At 72.4% G+C, this 19,243-nt stretch carries 16 protein-coding genes; 13 read left to right on the top strand and 3 right to left on the bottom strand.

Annotation, left to right across the window (positions count from 1 at the left end; all coding sequences use genetic code 11):
• Positions 1 to 81 precede the first annotated feature (81 nt).
• The 5 genes from OG444_RS21805 to OG444_RS21785 are packed head-to-tail and all read left to right on the top strand — an operon-like array spanning position 82 to position 5,526.
• Entirely contained in the window at positions 82 to 993 is a 912-nt protein-coding gene (locus tag OG444_RS21805) for a Rossmann-like and DUF2520 domain-containing protein (RefSeq protein ID WP_327263768.1), read from the top strand.
• Positions 990 to 1,994 carry a pantoate--beta-alanine ligase gene (gene panC / locus OG444_RS21800; protein ID WP_327263767.1) on the top strand — a complete coding sequence of 335 codons (1,005 nt, stop codon included), beginning with the start codon at positions 990 to 992 and terminating at the stop codon, positions 1,992 to 1,994. The genes OG444_RS21805 and panC overlap by 4 nt, the downstream gene beginning before the upstream one ends.
• Positions 1,991 to 3,742 carry an L-aspartate oxidase gene (locus OG444_RS21795; protein WP_327263766.1) on the top strand — a complete coding sequence of 584 codons (1,752 nt, stop codon included), beginning with the start codon at positions 1,991 to 1,993 and terminating at the stop codon, positions 3,740 to 3,742. The genes panC and OG444_RS21795 overlap by 4 nt, the downstream gene beginning before the upstream one ends.
• Before the next feature lie 2 nt (positions 3,743 to 3,744).
• The gene (nadC, locus tag OG444_RS21790) at positions 3,745 to 4,713 is read left to right on the top strand and encodes a carboxylating nicotinate-nucleotide diphosphorylase (protein WP_327263765.1); all 969 of its coding nucleotides are present in this window, start codon (positions 3,745 to 3,747) and stop codon (positions 4,711 to 4,713) included.
• A gap of 3 nt (positions 4,714 to 4,716) precedes the next feature.
• The gene (locus OG444_RS21785) at positions 4,717 to 5,526 is read left to right on the top strand and encodes a type III pantothenate kinase (RefSeq protein WP_327263764.1); all 810 of its coding nucleotides are present in this window, start codon (positions 4,717 to 4,719) and stop codon (positions 5,524 to 5,526) included.
• A gap of 34 nt (positions 5,527 to 5,560) precedes the next feature.
• On the opposite strand, the gene OG444_RS21780 is transcribed toward OG444_RS21785, so the two are convergent.
• A complete protein-coding gene (locus OG444_RS21780) occupies positions 5,561 to 5,770 on the bottom strand; it encodes a hypothetical protein (RefSeq protein WP_327263763.1) in 210 nt (69 codons plus the stop codon).
• A gap of 198 nt (positions 5,771 to 5,968) precedes the next feature.
• Between OG444_RS21780 and OG444_RS21775 the strand changes: the two genes are divergently transcribed.
• Positions 5,969 to 7,096: a DUF5937 family protein gene (locus OG444_RS21775; protein WP_327263762.1), complete on the top strand. Its 1,128-nt coding sequence runs from the start codon at positions 5,969 to 5,971 to the stop codon at positions 7,094 to 7,096.
• Positions 7,097 to 7,328: 232 nt separating this feature from the next.
• On the top strand, positions 7,329 to 8,879 hold the full coding sequence (locus OG444_RS21770) for a M28 family metallopeptidase (protein ID WP_327263761.1): 1,551 nt from the start codon (positions 7,329 to 7,331) through the stop codon (positions 8,877 to 8,879).
• A gap of 57 nt (positions 8,880 to 8,936) precedes the next feature.
• On the opposite strand, the gene OG444_RS21765 is transcribed toward OG444_RS21770, so the two are convergent.
• Positions 8,937 to 9,674, bottom strand: coding sequence for a hypothetical protein (locus OG444_RS21765; protein ID WP_327263760.1), 738 nt, complete (start codon positions 9,672 to 9,674; stop codon positions 8,937 to 8,939).
• A gap of 365 nt (positions 9,675 to 10,039) precedes the next feature.
• Between OG444_RS21765 and OG444_RS21760 the strand changes: the two genes are divergently transcribed.
• From OG444_RS21760 to OG444_RS21740, 5 genes are all read left to right on the top strand, one after another.
• Complete coding sequence (locus tag OG444_RS21760; protein ID WP_442810774.1) at positions 10,040 to 11,227, top strand: CapA family protein; 1,188 nt, start codon at positions 10,040 to 10,042, stop codon at positions 11,225 to 11,227.
• Between the two features lie 227 nt (positions 11,228 to 11,454).
• On the top strand, positions 11,455 to 13,695 hold the full coding sequence (locus OG444_RS21755; protein ID WP_327266877.1) for a HAMP domain-containing protein: 2,241 nt from the start codon (positions 11,455 to 11,457) through the stop codon (positions 13,693 to 13,695).
• Positions 13,696 to 13,699: 4 nt separating this feature from the next.
• Positions 13,700 to 15,328, top strand: a complete 1,629-nt coding sequence (pgsB, locus tag OG444_RS21750) for a poly-gamma-glutamate synthase PgsB (RefSeq protein WP_327263758.1) — start codon at positions 13,700 to 13,702, stop codon at positions 15,326 to 15,328.
• Entirely contained in the window at positions 15,325 to 15,807 is a 483-nt protein-coding gene (locus OG444_RS21745) for a poly-gamma-glutamate biosynthesis protein PgsC/CapC (RefSeq protein WP_327263757.1), read from the top strand. The genes pgsB and OG444_RS21745 overlap by 4 nt, the downstream gene beginning before the upstream one ends.
• A gap of 46 nt (positions 15,808 to 15,853) precedes the next feature.
• A complete protein-coding gene (locus OG444_RS21740; protein WP_327263756.1) occupies positions 15,854 to 16,933 on the top strand; it encodes a C40 family peptidase in 1,080 nt (359 codons plus the stop codon).
• On the opposite strand, the gene OG444_RS21735 is transcribed toward OG444_RS21740, so the two are convergent.
• On the bottom strand, positions 16,930 to 17,871 hold the full coding sequence (locus OG444_RS21735; protein WP_327266875.1) for an SAM-dependent methyltransferase: 942 nt from the start codon (positions 17,869 to 17,871) through the stop codon (positions 16,930 to 16,932). The genes OG444_RS21740 and OG444_RS21735 overlap by 4 nt on opposite strands.
• Positions 17,872 to 18,026: 155 nt before the next feature.
• Here OG444_RS21735 and OG444_RS21730 point away from each other — a divergent pair, with 155 nt between their 5' ends.
• Positions 18,027 to 19,229, top strand: coding sequence for a sensor histidine kinase (locus tag OG444_RS21730; RefSeq protein WP_327263755.1), 1,203 nt, complete (start codon positions 18,027 to 18,029; stop codon positions 19,227 to 19,229).
• Positions 19,230 to 19,243 lie beyond the last annotated feature (14 nt).

Below are 19,243 nucleotides of genomic sequence, written 5' to 3'. Positions count from 1 at the left end.
ACCGGCCAACAGCCCAGGAGCTAGCATGGCGACGTATCGTCCGGTACCCCCCGCGGACTGGAACGGAAGGGCCCTCCCCGCGTGAATCCATCACAGCAGCCACGCCCTGCCCGGCTCGCCGTCGGCGTCGTCGGAGCCGGCCGCGTCGGTCCCGCGCTGGCGTGCGCGCTCCAGCAGGCCGGTCACCGGCCCGTCGCCGTCTCCGGAGTCTCCGACACCTCCGTGCGCCGGGCCGCGCGCATGCTGCCCGATGTGCCGCTCGTGCCGCCCGCACAGGTGCTGGAGCTGGCCGACCTGGTGCTCCTCACCGTCCCCGACGACGCACTGCCGTCCCTCGTGGAGGGCCTCGCCGAGACCGGCGCGGTCCGCCCCGGACAGCTCCTCGTGCACACCTCCGGCCGGTACGGGACCTCCGTGCTCGACCCGGCGCGCCGCGCGGGAGCCCTGCCGCTGGCCCTGCACCCGGCGATGACCTTCACCGGCACCGAGGTCGACGTGCAGCGGCTCGCCGGCTGCTCCTTCGGCGTCACCGCTCCCGACGAGCTGCGGCTGGCCGCCGAGGCCCTGGTCATCGAGATGGGCGGCGAACCCGAGTGGATCGCGGAGGAGAACCGTCCGCTTTATCACGCGGCCCTCGCCCTCGGCGCGAACCACCTGGTCACTCTGGTCGCCCAGTCGATGGAGCTGCTGGCCAAGGCCGGCGTGGAGCGTCCCGACCGGATGCTCGGCCCGCTGCTCGGCGCGGCCCTCGACAACGCCCTGCGCTCCGGCGACGCCGCCCTGACCGGGCCGGTGGCCCGCGGGGACGCCGGAACGGTCGCCGCGCACGTCTCCGAGCTGCGCCGGCACGCGCCCGCCGCGGTCGCCGGATATCTGGCGATGGCCCGCACCACCGCGGACCGCGCCCTCTCGCACGGTCTGCTCAAGCCCGAACTCGCCGAGGACCTTCTCGGTGTGCTCGCCGACACGGAGTCCGACGGGGGCGACCGGTGACCGATCTGCTGCTGCACACCGCCGAGGAGCTGCACAAGCTGGCGCGCACCGGCCGCCGGGCCGTGGTGATGACCATGGGCGCCCTCCACGAGGGCCACGCCACCTTGATCCGCGCGGCCCGTGAACAGGCCGGGCCCGAGGGCCAGGTCGTCGTCACCGTCTTCGTCAACCCGCTGCAGTTCGGGGCGGGCGAGGACCTCGACCGCTATCCCCGCACCCTCGACGCGGACCTGGCGATCGCCGAAGAGGCCGGCGCCGACGCCGTGTTCGCCCCCGCGGTCGACGAGGTCTACCCGGGCGGCGACCCGCAGGTGCGGATCACCGCCGGTCCGATGGGCGGGCGCCTCGAAGGGGCCACCCGTCCGGGGCACTTCGACGGAATGCTGACCGTCGTCGCCAAGCTGCTCCACCTCACCCGCCCCGACCTGGCCCTCTTCGGCCAGAAGGACGCGCAGCAACTGGCCCTGATCCGGCGGATGGTGACCGACCTGAACTTCCCCGTCGAGGTGGTCGGCGTACCGACCGTCCGCGAGGAGGACGGGCTCGCGCTGTCGTCCCGCAACCGCTACCTCTCCGCCGCCGAGCGGCACACCGCCCTGGCCCTGTCCCGTGCCCTGTTCGCCGGCCGCGACCGGCTGGCCGCGCAGGCGGCGCTGCGCGCCCGCGCCGAGGCCTCCCCGGCCAGCGACGAGCGGGCCACGGCCCTGGCCCGCCTCGGCGAGATCCGTGCCTCCGCCGACGCGCACGCCGTCTCGGCGGCCGTGTCCGCGGCCGGCTCCGGACTGCCGGACGCCGTACGGGCCGCCGCGCTGCACATCCTGGAGGAGGCGGGCCGCCACGAGCCGCCGCTCGTACTGGACTACCTGGCGCTGGTGGACCCGCTGGACTTCACCGAGACCGGTCAGGACTTCACCGGGCAGGCCGTGCTGGCCGTCGCCGCGAAGGTGGGCTCGACCCGGCTGATCGACAACATCCCATTGGAATTCGGAGCACACTCGTGAGCACCCCAGGCAGAGGCATCCCGTCGGGCGGGGCAGGCGCGGGCACCGGTATACGGCTGCACGCACCGGCCCCCGGCTGGTCCCTCGACGCCGATGTCGTGGTCGTCGGTTCCGGCGTGGCGGGCCTGACCGCCGCGCTGCGCTGCGCCGCCGGGGGCCGCCGTACGGTCGTGGTCACCAAGGCCCGGCTCGACGACGGCTCCACCCGCTGGGCCCAGGGCGGTATCGCCGCGGCCCTCGGCGAGGGCGACACCCCGGAGCAGCACCTCGACGACACCCTGGTCGCGGGCGCGGGCCTGTGCGACGAGGAGGCCGTACGGCTGCTCGTCACCGAGGGCCCGGACGCGGTCCGGCGGCTGATGGACACCGGCGCGGTCTTCGACACCTCCACGGAGACCGGCGAGATAGAACTCACCCGCGAGGGCGGCCACCACCGCCGCCGGATCGCGCACGCGGGCGGCGACGCCACCGGCGCCGAGATCTCGCGGGCACTGGTCGAGGCCGTCCAGGCCGCGGGCATCGAGACCGTGGAGAACGCCCTCGTACTGGACCTGCTGCAGGACGCACAGGGCCGTACGGCCGGTGTCACCCTGCACGTCATGGGCGAGGGCCAGCACGACGGGGTCGGCGCCGTCCACGCGCCCGCCGTGATCCTCGCGACCGGCGGCATGGGCCAGGTGTTCTCCGCGACCACCAACCCGTCGGTGTCCACCGGTGACGGCGTGGCGCTGGCGCTGCGCGCCGGCGCGGAGGTCTCCGACCTCGAGTTCGTGCAGTTCCACCCGACGGTGCTCTTCCTCGGCCCGGACGCCGAGGGGCAGCAGCCGCTGGTGTCGGAGGCGGTCCGCGGCGAGGGCGCGTACCTCGTCGACGCGGACGGCGTGCGCTTCATGCAGGGGCAGCACGAGCTCGCCGAGCTGGCGCCGCGCGACATCGTCGCCAAGGGCATCATGCGCCGCATGCAGGAGCAGGGCGCGCAGCACATGTACCTCGACGCCCGGCACTTCGGCGCGCAGATGTGGGAGCAGCGCTTCCCGACGATCCTGGCCGCCTGCCGCTCGCACGGCATCGACCCGGTGACCGAGCCCATCCCGGTGGCACCGGCCGCGCACTACGCGTCCGGCGGTGTGCGGACCGACCTGCAGGGGCGGACCACGGTCCCCGGCCTGTACGCCTGCGGCGAGGTCGCCTGCACCGGTGTGCACGGCGCGAACCGGCTGGCCTCCAACTCCCTGCTGGAAGGCCTGGTCTTCGCCGAGCGGATCGCCGAGGACATCGTCGCCGAGCGGGCCGCGGGCGGCGGGCCGGGCATACCCGTCCCGGCGACCGGACCGCTGCAGCCCGGCGGTGCCCGGTACGAGGTCCAGCGGATCATGACGGAGGGCGCGGGCGTGCTGCGCTCGGCCGCCTCGCTGAGCGCGGCCGCCGACGCCCTGGAGGCGCTGTACGCCACCGCCCTGAACGATCTCGAAGCGCACGGCAAGACCGCCGAGCCGGGCGTGGACACCTGGGAGGCCACGAACCTGCTGTGCGTGGCGCGGGTCCTGGTCGCCGCGGCGCAGCGGCGCGTGGAGACCCGCGGCTGCCACTGGCGCGAGGACCACCCCGAGCGGGACGATGCGCACTGGCGCCGCCACCTCGTCGTCCGGCTCTCGGCGACCGAGAAGCGCGCCCTGGTCGTCGTACCCACCGACTCCGCGGACTTCCCGTCCGTGCACCCCCTGAGCACCCCGAGCCTGGAGCAGTGACCGTGAGCACCCCCGAACTTCCCCTGATCGACCAGAACGACGGCGGCTGCGGCGACGACTGCGGCTGCGGCGACGGCGAGGAGAGCGGCCTCGACCCCGCGCTGGCGCAGCTGCTCGCAGACGCGGGCCTGGACCCGATCGAGGTCGAGGACATCGCGCACATGGCGCTGTCCGAGGACCTGGACGGCGGCGTGGACGTGACGACGGTGGCGACCGTGCCGGAGGAGGCCGAGGCCGTCGCCGACTTCGTCGCGCGCGAGGACGGTGTCGTGGCCGGTCTGCGCATCGCCGAGGCCGTGTTCTCCGTGGTCTGCACCGAGGCCTTCGAGGTGGAGCGGCACGCGGAGGACGGAGACACCGTCACGGCCGGCCAGCTGCTGCTGTCGGTGCGCTCGCGCACCCGTGACCTGCTCACGGCGGAGCGCAGCGCGCTGAACATCATGTGCCGGCTGTCGGGCATCGCGACGGCCACCCGCCGCTGGGCCGACGCGCTGGAGGGCACCTCGGCGAAGGTCCGCGACACCCGCAAGACCACGCCGGGCCTGCGCGCGCTGGAGAAGTACGCGGTGCGCTGCGGCGGCGGCGTCAACCACCGCATGTCGCTCTCGGACGCGGCGCTGGTCAAGGACAACCACGTGGTCGCGGCGGGCGGTGTCGCGCAGGCCTTCAAGGCCGTGCGCGAGGCGTTCCCGGAGGTCCCCATCGAGGTCGAGGTCGACACCCTGGACCAGGTCGGCGAGGTCCTGGAGGCCGGCGCCGACCTGATCCTGCTGGACAACTTCACGGTCGAGCAGACCGCTCGGGCCGTGGCGCTGGTGGCCGGCCGCGCGGTGCTGGAGTCCTCGGGCCGCCTCACCCTGGACACGGCGCGCGCCTACGCCGGGACCGGCGTGGACTACCTGGCCGTCGGCGCGCTGACCCACTCCTCGCCGATCCTGGACATCGGGCTCGATCTGCGCGAGGCGGTGTAACCCGTGCTCCTCACCATCGACGTGGGCAACACCCACACGGTCCTGGGCCTGTTCGACGGTGACGAGATCGTCGAGCACTGGCGCATCTCGACCGACCCGCAGCGCACGGCCGACGAGATGGCCGTGCTCCTGCAGGGGCTGATGGGCATGCACCCGATGCTCGGCAGCGAGCTGGGCGACGGGATCCACGGCATCGCGATCTGCTCGGCGGTGCCGTCGGTCCTGCACGAGCTGCGCGAGGTGACCCGCCGCTACTACGGCGACGTGCCCGCGGTGATCGTGGAGCCGGGCACCAAGACGGGCGTGCCGATCCTCATGGACAACCCCAAGGAGGTCGGCGCGGACCGCATCGTGAACGCGGTCGCGGTGGTCGAGCTCTACGGGGGCCCGGCGATCGTGGTCGACCTGGGTACGGCGACCACCTTCGACGCGGTGTCCGCGAAGGGCGAGTACGTGGGCGGGGTGATCTCCCCGGGCATCGAGATCTCGATGGACGCGCTCGGCGTGCGGGGTGCCCAGCTGCGGAAGATCGAGCTCGCCCGGCCGCGCAACGTGATCGGGAAGTCCACGGTCGAGGCGATGCAGTCGGGCGTGGTCTACGGCTTCGCGGGCCAGGTCGACGGGGTCGTGACCCGGATGGCGAAGGAGCTGGCCGGACCCAACGGCGACCCGGACGACGTCCGCGTCATCGCCACCGGCGGGCTGGCTCCGATGGTGCTGGGCGAGTCCTCGGTGATCGACGACCACGAACCGTGGCTCACGCTGATCGGGCTGCGGCTCGTGTACCAGCGCAACGCGCCCAATTTCGCATAGGCCCTGCCCCGCGGCCTTCGCGGCCCGCGCCGGATCAGCACGCCCGCGGGCGGGCCAGTATCCGGCGCAGGGCCGCGCGCCACGGGTGGCGGGCCGAGGCCCCGTCCGCGACGGCTCTGGCCTGCTCGTACGTGCGGAGCGAGCGGATCGCGGCGACGTCGTCCCGGCCGGGCGGGGGAGGCATCGGGGCGCCCTGCTGGGAGGCCCGGTAGGTGTCGATGAGGTACTGCTCGATGGCGGTCATGACTCAAGCCTCACCCCGTCGGCGGCATCGCGCACGACAGTTGACGTTCCCGGTCAATCGAGCGGCTCGAAAGCGCTCCCGCGCCGGGAACGATCACTCGTCCGGCCTCGGCCCCGGGCCGCCCGCGGCCACTCGTACGGCGGCTCCGGGCGGCCCGCCCGGGGCTCCCCGCGCTGCGCCGAACGACAGAATGGCCTGATGAGCGTCACCATCGACATCGCCGGCCTGCCCACCGAGCGGATCACTTTCGCGCCCTCCCCGCTCGCGGAGCTCTGCATGTCCCTGCACGCGCTCTCCCAGCCCGCGCACCACCCCGGGCTGGCCTCCTGGACCACCGCCACCGCCGCGTCGCTCGATCCGTGTCTCGCGGACCGGCTGCTGGACGCCGATTTCATGTGGCGGAGCTCCTTCTCCGACATCTTCATGCCCTTCGCCGGGCTCCCCGGCGGAACGGGGCGGCCGGCCGCGACGCTGGCCGAGGAGCTGGACGTACTCGACCGGCTGGACGACGAGCAGTTCGTGCGGGCCGCCCTGGAGCACTGCTGGCTGGCGCTCTACAACGAGGGCGGCCCGGCCTCCTCGCCGCTGGCGGACCCGGCGGCGCGGGCCAGGGCGCTGGAGACGGCCGCGGCCCGCGGTCCGCGCCAGCTGGAGTTCTCCGTGCGTCTGCTGGACGACACGGCGGCCGTACGGGTGTGGATGCGGCGCCTCCTGGAGGACTGCGAGGAGGCCTTCTTCGCCGAGACGTGGAAGCGCGTCGAGCCCGGTCAGAGCGCCGACGCCCGGCACAAGAGCGAGGTGCTGCGCCGCAAGGGGCTGCCGGCCGCGCTCAAGGAGGTCTCGGCGGCGCTGAGCGTCGACGGGGGCGGTAGCACCATCACCGTCGACAAGATGGTCCACGGGTCGGCCACCGCGACCGATCCCCGAATAGGCACCGGCCTGGTCTTCGTACCGACCAACTTCGGCTGGCCGCACCTGCTGGTGCTGCACGCTCCGGGCTGGCGGCCGGTGGTCCACTATCCGCTCGGCAGTCCCGAACCGGCCTCCGCGCCGGGCTCGGTGGAGCTGCTGCAGCGGCGGATGGAGGCGCTGGCGCATCCCCTGCGGATGAGGCTGTGCCGGAGTCTGGCGCGGGCCCCGTACACGACGAGCGAACTGGCGACCGTGCACGGGATCACCGCGCCGGAGGTGTCGCGCCATCTGGCCGTCCTGAAAAGGGCCGGTCTGATGCATACGCGACGACAGGGACGGTATGCCCAGCACCAGTTGGATCTGCCCGTGGTCGCCCGTATCGGATCTGACTTCATCGAGGGCATCCTCCGCTAGGACGAATCGGCAGGCAGTTGGCCGGAATCAAGCGGCCCAGAGTCACCGATATACGGAATTCATAAACCGGAATCAGCGAAAACTCTGGCCATCGTGGCCACTTGCTGTCTAACGTGCGTCCACCGATCCCCCACGTAACGCGCACCACTTCTGCTTGTCCGATGCACCACGCTCCGCCTTGCTGTGCCCTGCTCCGCCCTGCCCTGCTCGCCTTTGTCGTGGAAGGACCTTCATGCCCTCACGTCGTATAGCCGCAGCAACCGCCGCCCTGGCAGCCGCGGCCCTCGTCTCGCCCCTGCTGCTCGCCGGACCGGCCGGCGCCACCGGGAGCCCGCAGAGCGACGCCGCCCGGGGCAACGCCCTGGCCAAGAAGCTGGTCAAGGACGCGACCGGCAAGGGCGCCTACAACCACCTCAAGGTCCTGCAGTCGCTCGCCGACTACAACAACGGCAACCGCGCGGCCGGTTCCAAGGGCCACGAGCAGTCGGCCAAGTACATCGAGGCCGTGATGAAGGCGGCCGGCTACACGGTCACCAGGAACGAGTTCGACTTCGTCTACGTCGAGACCATCGAAGAGAAGCTGACGGTGGGCGGCGCGAACGAGCGCGACGTACCGATCCACCTGATGACCTACACGGCGAACTCCCCGGAGGGCGGCGTGACCGCCGACGTCGCCGTCGCCCCGGTCGACGCGGACGGGACGAACGGCTGCGAGCCCGGCGACTTCGCCTCCGGCACCTTCACCGGCAAGATCGCCCTGATCAAGCGCGGCGGCTGCACCTTCGCGGTGAAGCAGCAGAACGCGGCGACGGCCGGAGCCGTCGGCGCGGTCATCTTCAACAACACCGCGGGCGCCCTGAACGGCACCCTCGGCGACCCGACCCTCGGCAAGGTCCCGACGGGCGGCATCACCCAGGAGGACGGCGAGAAGCTGGCCGCAGAGGCCGCCGCCGGCCCGGTCCAGGTCACCCTCGACATCCGCGAGCTGCGCGAGAACCGCAAGACGTTCAACGTCATCGCCGAGACCAAGGGCGGCGACGAGAACAACACCGTCTTCCTCGGCTCGCACCTCGACTCGGTCGCGGCCGGCCCGGGCATCAACGACAACGGCTCGGGCTCGGCGGGCATCCTCCAGGTCGCCCAGCGGCTCGCGAGCGAGCAGAAGAAGGTCAAGAACAAGGTCAAGTTCGCCTGGTGGTCGGCGGAGGAGTTCGGCCTGCTCGGCTCCGAGGCGTACGTCGCCGGCCTCACGGACGCGCAGAAGAAGCAGATCAAGCTCTACCTGAACTTCGACATGATCGCCTCGCCGAACGCCGCCTACTTCGTCTACGACGGCGACGACTCGGACGCGACCGGCTCGGGCCCCGGCCCGGAGGGCTCCGCCCAGCTGGAGAAGGGGATCAACGACTTCCTCGACTCGAAGAAGATCCCGCACGAGGGCACGGACTTCTCGGGCCGCTCGGACTACGGCCCGTTCATCGAGGTGGGCATCCCGTCCGGCGGTACCTTCACCGGTGCCGAGGGCATCAAGACCGCCGAGCAGGCCGCGAAGTTCGGCGGCCAGGCGGGTGTCGCCTACGACGTGAACTACCACGGCAAGGGTGACGACATCACCAACATCGACCAGAAGGCGCTCGACATCAACGTCGACGTCATCGCGGACGCGGTCGGCCACTACGCCCACGACCTGGCCCCGCTGTCGAAGCCGGTCGTCTCGCAGCCCACGGGCGGCACGGGCAGCGGCGGCGGCCTGCACCAGGGCCACGACGAGGTCACGCAGTAACCAGCCGGTGAGGAGGGCCGGGATCCCCTGCGGGGGGTCCCGGCCCTTCGGCGTCCCCTACGGGGCGGCCCGCGACCACCGCTCGGTGACGTACGTGATCGCCCGGGCGGTCTCGTCCAGCCGGCGGGAGCCGGAGCGGGTGGTCCTGCTCAGTTCCACGTGCAGGAAACGGGTCCCGTGCTCGGCCGCGAGCCGGCCCTGCTCATTGGTCCGGCCCGCCAACCGGCACGTGTCCGACCAGGCCCGGCACACCTCGACGCCCTGGCCGGCCAGCTTCCCGGCGAGCCGTTCGGCGTCCTCGACCGCCAGGCTCCCCCTGCCGGTGGAGACGACGGAGCCGGTGCCGGGGATGGAGTCGTCGGCGAAGCCGTGCAGCTGGACGCCGGGCAGGCCGCGCCGCGCGAGTTCCGTGATCACGGCGTGGAAGACCGAGTCGGTGCGGTGCGCCATGTCCGCCGGGCCCCCGGCGTCCCCGTCGTCCGCCTCGTCGCCGGCTCCGCCCTCGCCGGGGCCCGCGCCCGCCCCCGCGGTGCGGTGGGCCCCCGCCATGACCATGACCCCGCCCGGGGCGCCGCGCAGCACCCTGGCCCCGAGCCGCTCGGTGCCCTGGTCCGCGACGGGGTGCGGGACCTGGACCGACCAGCGCGGGGACGCGCCGAGGGCGACGTAGACCCGGCCCCATCCCCGGGTGGCGGAGCCGGAGCGGCCCGCACCGTCGGAGACCTCCGCGAAGCGGCGCCCGCCGGCCGCGTCGGTGAAGACGTCGATCCTGTAGTCCACCTCGGCCAGCCGCATGCGCGCTCGGTCGACATCTCCATCGAAAAGGGCGGAAACGCCTTCGACAAAGATCGCTTTCTGGGCTCGTGTGGGCGCACGATATCCGCCCGTCATCCCGAATTCCGCGGCGAAGCGTGTGACCCGGCCAAGTAGATCTATGTCCTCCGCCACAGGCGACGACGAGGGGGCAGCGCTCTTTTGGCCCGAATTGGTCGGATTAAAAACGGCGCAGGACGCCATCGACATGATCACACCACAAATGATCAAGCCGATCGTCAGGTCCTTCGTGGACGTCACAGTCTTCACTGGCTGAAAATAGCCGAGTGAAAATCGCCCCTCCCCGTCCGGCCTCCACTCCGGCCCGCGCCGCACTCCTCCTCCCGCTGAGCCTCGCGCTCGCGGGGTGCGGCCTGCTCGGTGGCCCGAAGGAGGCTCCCGGGACGGCCTCGGACGACGCGGCGGGCGGGAGCGCGGGCCGTTCCTTCACCGTCGCCGCCGCCGGGGACATCCTGATCCACCCCCAGCTGACCGGGCAGGCCGCCCGGGACGCCAAGGCGGCCGGGCACACGGGCTACGACTTCGACCGGATCATGGCCGGGGTCAAGCCGGTCATCAGCAAGGCCGACCTCGGCATCTGCCACATGGAGCCGGTCCTGGGCAGGCCGAACGGCCCGTTCCAGACCTACCCCGACTTCCTCGTCCCGCCGCAGATCGCCAAGACGATCAAGAACGTCGGGTACGACACCTGCTCGACGGCGTCGAACCACACCCTCGACCACGGCCCGGAGGGCGTGTACCGGACCCTGGACACCCTGGACCGGGAGGGCCTCAAGCACACCGGCTCCGCCCGGAACAAGGAAGAGGACGACAAGCCCCTGATCCTGGACGTCAAGGGCGTCAAGGTCGCCCAGATCTCCTTCGCCTTCGGCTTCAACGGGCGGGAAGTCCCCAAGGACAAGCCCTGGCTGGCCAACCTCATCAGCTTCAAGGCCATCGCCGCGGCCGAGAAGAAGGCCCGCGCGGCCGGCGCCGAGGTGGTGATCCTCTCCATCCACTGGGGCCGCGAGCACCAGCCGAACCCGAGCAACCCGCAGCTGGAACTGGCCCGCCGCATCGCCAAGGAGACCGGCATCAACCTGGTCATCGGCCACCACGCCCACGTCGTGCAGCCGATGGAGAAGGTCGACGGCACCTGGGTCGCCTACGGGCTCGGCAACCAGCTCGCCCGCCACGACGTGCCCAGCGGCCTGACCGAGGAGGGCGCCATCGGCTGGTTCGAGTTCAGCGAGAAGGACGGCGCGTGGGACGTCCGGGCCCGCTTCGTGCCCACCTTCACCGACATCCCGCCGGACCCCGAGAGCACCCCGGGATCGGACCTGCCCGGCGCACAGCCCGAGCCGGTGCGCGACCACCGCCTGGTCGATGTCGTGGAGGCCCTCAAGAACGACAAGAACCTGCTGCCCGAGCAGCGCTCCCGCTACCGCCTCGCCTTCGAGCGCACGCAGGGCACCATGCTCAACCGCGGCGCCGCCAAGGACGGACTGCGCCCCCTGCGCGAACTGTCCGAGTGACACCACCGGGCACACCGGCCCGCGTACGTACGCACGACCTCCCGCTCTCCGGCGCGGTCCGGGCCGGTCCGGCTCGGCCCGGCTCAGCCCGGTCCGGCTCAGCCCCGTCCGGTTCAGCCCCGTCCGGTTCAGCTCCGTTCAGCCCCGTCCAGCCCAGTCCAGGAAGGACCCCCTCCGTGGCCGCATCCCGCGCCAAGCGGCGGCACAAGGCCGGCCGCAGGGCCGACATGTCACTGCTCGGCGGCATCAGGCCGCCGATCACCGTGCTGTCGGTGCTGCTGCTCGCCCTGGCGGGGTTCACCGCGCTGAGCCTGGGCAGCGTCCGCGAGGACCGGCTGCCCGCGGCCGTTCTCACCTCCCAGCAGCACTTCGCCGAGGACGGCGCGATCGCGCTGCGCGCCTCGCTGGACGAGAGCGTCACCGACCTCGGCCGGGCCGGGGCCCTCTTCTCCGCCGGAAAGCCCGTCTCCCCGGACGCCGTGCTCGACAAGATCGGCAGCGTCTACCAGAAGTGGCGCGGCACCGCGGTCGTCGAGATCGGCTCGGGCCGGCTGCTGGCCGCCCGCGGCGAGAACCTCCCCCTGACCGCGATCGACCGCACCCGGCTCGCCGACGAAGGCGGCCTGGCCCCCCGCATGGTCAAACTGGCCAACGGCGAGACCCGGTTGCTCACCCTCTCCCTGCTGTCCTGGGAGGACCGTCCCCAGCAGCTGCTGGTCGCCTCCAGCAGCCTGCGCTTCCCCGGCATCAGCCTCGGCAACTTCCGCTCCATCGCCGTCGTCGGCTCCGACGGCAAGGTGCTCAGCAACGACGGCATCCCCGAGCCCGAGATGGTCCTCACCGACCTCCAGCGCGCCGACGTCAAGCGCGACACCAAACAGCTCGACTCCTTCGCCAGGACCGCCGCCAAGCGGACCGCGGCCAACCCCCTGACCGCGAAGGAGCCCGGCTCCGGCGGCTTCCTCGGGGTCAGCGGCAGCCTGATGGGCGGCGAGTGGGGCGGTGAGCGCGCCGCCGCGGGCTACGCCCGCCTCGCCGGACCCGAACCGGGCGTCGGCACCAGCGCCACCAGCCTGGAGCTGACCGTCGTCGCCATGGTCAACGTCGCGCAGAACCCCGCGCGCACCTCCGACGCCTTCGCCGGGCTGATCCTGGCCGGCGCCCTGCTGCTGGTCGGCGCCCTCGTCGTCGCCCTGCTCGTCGGCACCGTGCAGCGCCCGCTGATCGCCCTGTTCCTGGAGAGCCGTCGGCTGACCCGCGGTGACCTGACCCGCCCGGTGTCCGTCCCCCGCGGGGGCGAGGCGGCCAGGATCGGCACCGCCCTGGAGCGGTTGCGCGGCCAGCTGCTGGAGGACACGGCGCCCGGCTCCCGCGGCACGCGGGGGCGCCGCGGCGGCGCCCGTGTGCTCCTCGCCCTGTGCGGGATCCTGCTCCTGGCCTGGTGCGTGCCCCTGGGCCTGCTGGTCAACCGGGCCGGCGCGGACGTCGTCGTACCGCAGCAGCTGGTCAACGACCAGCGGGAGCGCACCGACACCCTCAACGACCGGATCCGCCGCGCCCTCAACGAGGGGCAGGCCGACCTGCTGTCCGTCGCCTCGCTGATGGCCGACGACACCACCCCGCAGCACATGACGAGCGTCCTGGAGCACACCGCCAGGGAGCACCTGCGCTACGCCTCCCTGTACGTGCTCGACAGCACCGGCAAAGTCCTCGCCCAGGCCGGCGGAACCCCGCAGGCCGCCGGAGGCAAGGGGCCCCGCAAGGAGCCGATCGCCCTCCACGACGGCGGCAAGGAACCGGTCGTCATCGCGACCGCCCAGGTCCCGGGGCGGGACGGCACTGCCGTCGTCGGCGAGTTCCGCATCGACTTCCTCAACTCGCTGCTCAGGCGCCCGGGCCTGGGGGAGATCCGGGTGGTCGACTCCCAGCACCGGATCATCGCCTCCAACAGCGGCTACCGCGCCTTCGAGAAGCTCGACGACGAGCGGCTGGACGCCCTCGTCGCGGGCTCCGCCCTCAAGGTCGGCATGTCCCCGCGGCCCGGCAGCATCCTCTACCGCAGCGGCGGCGACCACGTGATCGCGGCGGCCGCCCCGTTCGTGGGCGGCGGCGCCGCCAAGCCCATGGACTGGACCGTGGTCAGCTGGCAGTCCGCCAAGGGCCTGGCCATCCACGAGTACAGCCTGCAGAACCGCACGGTCCTCGCCGGCCTGCTCGGCCTCGCTGTCGGCGCGGCCTGCCTGGGCTGGCTCCAGATCATCGTGGTCGCCCCGCTGCGCGAGCTCGCCCGGCGCGCCGAGGCCCTCGCCGACGGCGACCGGCGCACGGTGCTGTACCCGCGCCACCACGACGAGGTGGGTGCCGTGACGCGCAGCCTGGAGATCATCCGCCAGCAGCTCCAGCAGCGTCAGCAGCAGCAGCGCAAGCAGGCCGACGCACGGCCGTCCGCCCCGGCCGGAAGGAACTGATCCCGTGCTCTTCCTCTACTGCGTGCTGCTGGTCTGCTGCACGATCATGCTCGTCGCGGGCATCGTGGAGCAGCGCCGGCACTTCGCCAGCCTGCACCGGATACCCCACCGGGTGCTGGTCAACGGCATCCGCGGCAAGAGCTCCATCACCCGGCTGTGCGCGGGGGCGCTGCGCGGCGGCGGCCTGGTCACGGTCGCCAAGACCACCGGCACGGCGGCCCGGTTCATCCACCCGGACGCCACCGAGGAACCGGTCTACCGCAAGTTCGGCATCGCCAACGTCGTGGAGCAGATCGGCATCGTGCGGCGCGCCTCCGCCTACCGTCCCGACGCGCTCGTCATGGAGTGCATGGCGGTCATGCCGGCGCTCCAGGAGATCAACCAGTCCAAGCTGATCCAGTCGACCATCGGCGTCCTGTGCAACGTCCGCGAGGACCACGTCGCCGAAATGGGCCCGACCCTCGACGACATCGCGCGCTCCCTGTCCCGGTCGATGCCGCACGGCGGGATCTGCGTCACCGCCGAGAAGGAGCGCTTCGACGTCCTCCAGGAGGAGGCGGACGCCCGCGACTGCCGGCTGGTGTACGCGGACCCCGACACCGTCTCCGACGAGGAGCTGCGCGGCTTCAGCTGGTTCACCTTCAAGGAGAACGTCGCCATCGCGCTCACCGTCGCCGAGCTCCTCGGCGTCGACCGGGAGACCGCCCTGCAGGGGATGTACGAGGCCCCGCCGGACCCGGGCGTGCTCTCCGTCGAGCGGTACCTGGCCCCGGGCGGGAAGCGGCTGCGGTTCGCCAACGTCTTCGCGGCGAACGACCCCGAGTCGACGCTGATGAACATCAACCAGCTGCTGGACCTGGGTGCGGTGGAACGCCCCCTGAGCGTGGTGATCAACTGCCGGCCGGACCGGGTCGAGCGCAACGGCCAGATGGGCGGGATCATCCCCGAGCTGCGGCCGGACAAGGTCTTCGTGATCGGCCACCCCGCGAAGAGCGCCATCGACGCGATCCCGGCCGAGTGGCGCGACCGCGCCGTCGACCTGGGCGGTGACCACCGCGACGGCGAGGAGTTCATGCGGGAGCTGCTGGGGCACCTCGGGCCCAGCTCCTCGCTCGTCGCCATCGGCAACATCCACGGGCAGGGCGAGGTGCTGCTGGAGCACCTCGCGGAGCTGCCGGCGGACGAGACGGACGACGCGCACGACTTCGACCGCTCCGACCACTCCGACGGCTGGGACTCCGTACGGCAGGAGGAGCCGGCGGGGCAGTACGCCCGCCCCTTCGACCCGTACGCGGACGCCCCGTACGGCCGGGACCCGTACGCGCAGGACCCGTACGCGCAGACGCCGTACGCGCAGGACCCGTACGGCGGCGGACAGGTCCAGGGCGGCCGGGACCCGTACGCGCAGACCCCGTACGGTCACGGCGCCGCGGCACCCCGGGTGCCGGACCCGTACGCGCAGGCACCGCGGGCGGCCGCGCCGTACGCCCCCGCCCCCCTCCCCGACCCGTATGGCATCCGAGCCGCCACGCCCGTACCGGCCTGGCCGCAGACGCCTCAGCCGCAGCCGCAGCCGCAGATCCACCCGAGCCCCCCGCAGGGGTACGGGCAGAAGCCTGGAGAGACCCGTTGATCCCCGCCGTCCTCACCCCCGAGATCGCCGCGATCGGCATTGCCCTGGGTCTGCTCTTCTCGCTCGTCTGCTACCTCACGACCAACCTCTCGCCCGGCGGAATGATCACCCCCGGCTGGCTGGCGCTGACCCTCCTGGAGGACCTCCAGCGCGCCGCCCTCGTGGTGGGCGTGACCGTCATGACGTACGTGCTGACGCTGATCGTGCAGCGCTTCGTGATCCTCTACGGCAAGCGACTGTTCGCCGCCGTCGTGCTGCTCGGCGTCCTGCTCCAGGCCACCGTGGTCATCGTGCTCCAGATGGAGTTCCCGCTCCTCTACACGAACCAGACCCTCGGCTTCATCGTGCCGGGCCTGATCGGCTACCAGCTGGTCCGCCAGCCGAAGGGAGCCACGCTGCTCGCCACCGGCAGCACCACGCTCATGACCTACGTCGTGCTGACCGCCGGCATCCTGCTCGGCGTCATGCCGGCCGCGTGACCCCCGAAAACCCGCGCCCGTACTCAACCGCTCCGGAGCCCCCCGCATGACCGCCAAGTCGAAGAGCCGCACACGTCCCGCGCTGCACGCGGTCACCGTGCTCGCACTGCTGGCCGGCAGCGCCTACCTCACGTACGCGCTGCGCGTCCAGGAGCAGGCCAAGGCGCCCGCCGTCCAGGTCGTCGTCGACAAGAACATCGCGGCCGGGATCGATGCGGGCGCGGCGGGCGCCCAGAAGTGGGAACGCCTCCAGAGCCCCGACCGGTCGGTGATGCGGGACGGCACCGGCCAGGTGCTGGCCACCTTCACCGACAGCGCCCGCACGGCCACCCTCACCGGGCCGAGCCGCACCTTCACCGAGCCGGCCAACACCACGACCCGGGTCGTCACCGAGAACTGGGTCCGCCTGATGCCGCAGCCGTGGAAGGAGGGCGCGGAGAACGAGCAGTGGTTCAAGGAGTGGTTCAAGAAGTACTTCGGGAGCCAGGAGGACGACATCTTCGCGATGGCCTTCCAGTACGGCGACCAGGCCCCGGTGAAGAAGGACCCGCAGGGCGTCTCCTACGCGGGTGACGCCGCCTTCGGCCCGCTCAACCCCGCCGGCTCGGCCGGCAACGACCTGCGCCTGGAACAGTCGGACTTCTACGACTACCTCGGCACGCCGTACACCTTCCGCGACGGCACCAAGAAGCAGCCCCAGACGGCCCGGTACCGGGCCATGGACTGCTCCGGCTTCATCCGCACCGTCTTCGGCTTCCGGGCCCGCTACCCGCTGATGTCCGACGACAAGCCCGGCTCCGGCCTGCCGCGCACCGCGAACGGCATGGCCCGCTCCGCCCTGGGCGCGGACGTCCTCCCCCTCAAGGGGGTCGGCGCGCAGGACCGGCCCGTCTCGATCGACGTGATCCAGCCGGGCGACCTGCTGTTCTTCAAGCTCGACGCGCGCACCAAGGAACGCCTCGACCACACGGGCATCTACCTGGGCACGGACACCGACGGCCACAAGATCTTCATCTCCAGCCGGGAAGAGGCCAACGGCCCGACCATCGGCGACAAGGGCGGCACCTCGCGCCTCGACGGCAACGGCTACTACGCGACGACCCTGCGCAGCGCCAAGCGGCTCTAGGTGTGTTGTCCGCCCCGCGGGGGCCACGGGCCGACGCCGACCGGCTGGACCAGCCAGCCGAAGGCGCCCAGCCCGGCGCGGTCCGTGAGCTCGGCCGCCTCGCCGGCCCCGGACAGGGCCCGTACATAGGCCACCGGGTCGGCCGAGGCCAGCGCCAGCGGGGGCCGGGCGCCCGAGACGCCGAGGGCGGTCAGGGCCTCGCGCTGGGTCAGCAGGACGGCCCCCGGGCCCGCGCACGAGTCCAGGGCCACGTGCGCGGTGACGTCGCAGGAGCCGTCCGGGACCGGCGGGACCTCCCGGCCGCCGCGAAAGCCCGTCAGGGTGCCGTACGGGGGCCTCGCATCGCGGGTGTGGGCGTAGTCCACCGCCACCGCCAGGCCCCGCTCCAGGGTCCCGGTGGCGGCCGCCCAGGCCTCGTCACGGGTCCGGCCGATCTCCGCGCGGCCGCCTCCGGGCCACCAGCGCTCCAGCCAGGCCCGGTCCGCGTCGTCCAGCGGGCCGCCCGGGGTCTGCGTACCGTTCCGGGCGACCAGGACGTAGCGCCCGTCCTCGGCGACCTCCAGGGGCACGTTGTCCAGCCACTCGTTGGCGAAGAGCAGCCCCGTCGTCCGCTCGGGCGGGGCCGCCGCCCAGTGGATCCGCGGGTCGAGCCCGGCCGGCCGCTCCGCCCGCTCCACGGCGTACGGGCGCACCCGTGCGGCCGTACGCGGGTCCAGCGCGGCGAGCACCCCGGCCAGCAGCTCCCCCCGCCCGGCCCCCACGTCCACCAGGTCCAGCTCCGCCGGGTGCCCGAGCTCGGCGTCCACCCACCGCAGCAGCCGGGCCACGGCCCCCGCGTACAGCGGCGAGGCGTGCACGGAGGTGCGGAAGTGCCCGGCGGGGCCCGGCCCGCCGGGGCGCACGTAGAAGCCGTCTCGGCCGTACAGCGCGGCCTCCATCGCCCTGCGCCACCGGACCGGATTCGTGCCTTCATCCTGAGAGCTCACCGGACAAAGGCTATGTTCACCGTCCACCTTGGGGAGTACGCCCCCAAGGTCAGGTTCGGACCTCTGGTTGACTCCAGCACCTATCTGCGTTCCCTACTCTGGGTTACGTGCAGCGCCTCTACGACTTCCTCCGCAGACACCCGACGGGCGTCGACAGCTTCTGGGCTGTCTTCCTCTTCGGGATCGGGATGCTGCAGGTCGCCGACGACAGTTTCAGCAGCACCACCGCACGGCTGCTCGCCGTTCCCGCGGTGGTCGCGATGGGTGTCGTGGTGGCCCTGCGCCGCAAGTGGACGCAGGGCATGTTCTGGCTGGCCGTCGGGACCGGCGTCTACAAGCTGATCACCCATACCGAGGTGAACAACGCCGACCTCGCGATGCTGATCATCCTGTACACGGTCGCCGCCTCGTCCGAGATCTCGCGGCGGATGTCCCGTACCGCGTTCGCCGTCGGATTCCTCGCCTCCCCCCTGTACGCCCTGCGCTTCCAGGTGGACAAGGGCGACTTCCGCGACGACATCCTCTTCATGCTCTTCGCGATCGTCCCCTTCGTCCTCGCCTGGGTGCTGGGCGACTCCCTGCGCACCCGCCGGGCCTACTACGCCCAGCTCGTCGAGCGGAACCAGCGCCTGGAGAACCAGCGCGAGGCCCAGGCCAAGGTGGCCGTGGCCGCCGAGCGCGCCCGGATCGCCCGCGAGCTGCACGACGTCGTCGCGCACAACGTCTCGGTGATGGTGGTCCAGGCCGACGGGGCGGCGTACGTCATGGACGTGGCCCCCGAACAGGCCAAGGAAGCCCTGCAGACCATCTCCGGCACCGGCCGCCAGGCCCTGGCCGAGATGCGGCGGCTGCTGGGCGTGCTGCGCACCGGCGAGCCGCAGGAGTCCGAGGACTATGTGCCCCAGCCGGACGTCGAGCAGATCGAGGTCCTGGTCGAGCAGGTACGGACGGCGGGGCTCGCGGTGGACTTCGAGGTCGAGGGCGCGCCGCGGCGGCTGCCCAGCGGGGTCGAGCTGACGGCGTACCGGATCGTGCAGGAGGCACTGACCAACACCCGCAAGCACGGCGGCCCGGACGCGAAGGCCAGCGTCCGCCTGGTCTACTTCGACGACGGGCTCGGCCTGCTGGTCGAGGACGACGGCCGGGGCGCGGCCCACGAGCTGTACGAGGACGGCGGCGCCGACGGCGCCGGGCACGGGCTGATCGGCATGCGCGAGCGGATCGGTATGGTCGGCGGAACCCTGGACGCGGGGCCCCGGCCCGGTGGCGGCTTCCGGATCAGCGCACTGCTTCCCCTGAAGAAGAGATGACGAGGACGAGGTAA

The organism is Streptomyces sp. NBC_01232 (assembly GCF_035989885.1).
Lineage (GTDB): Bacteria > Actinomycetota > Actinomycetes > Streptomycetales > Streptomycetaceae > Streptomyces.
The sequence above is the reverse complement of the archived record's forward strand: the minus strand, read 5'-3'. Positions and strand labels throughout refer to the sequence as shown.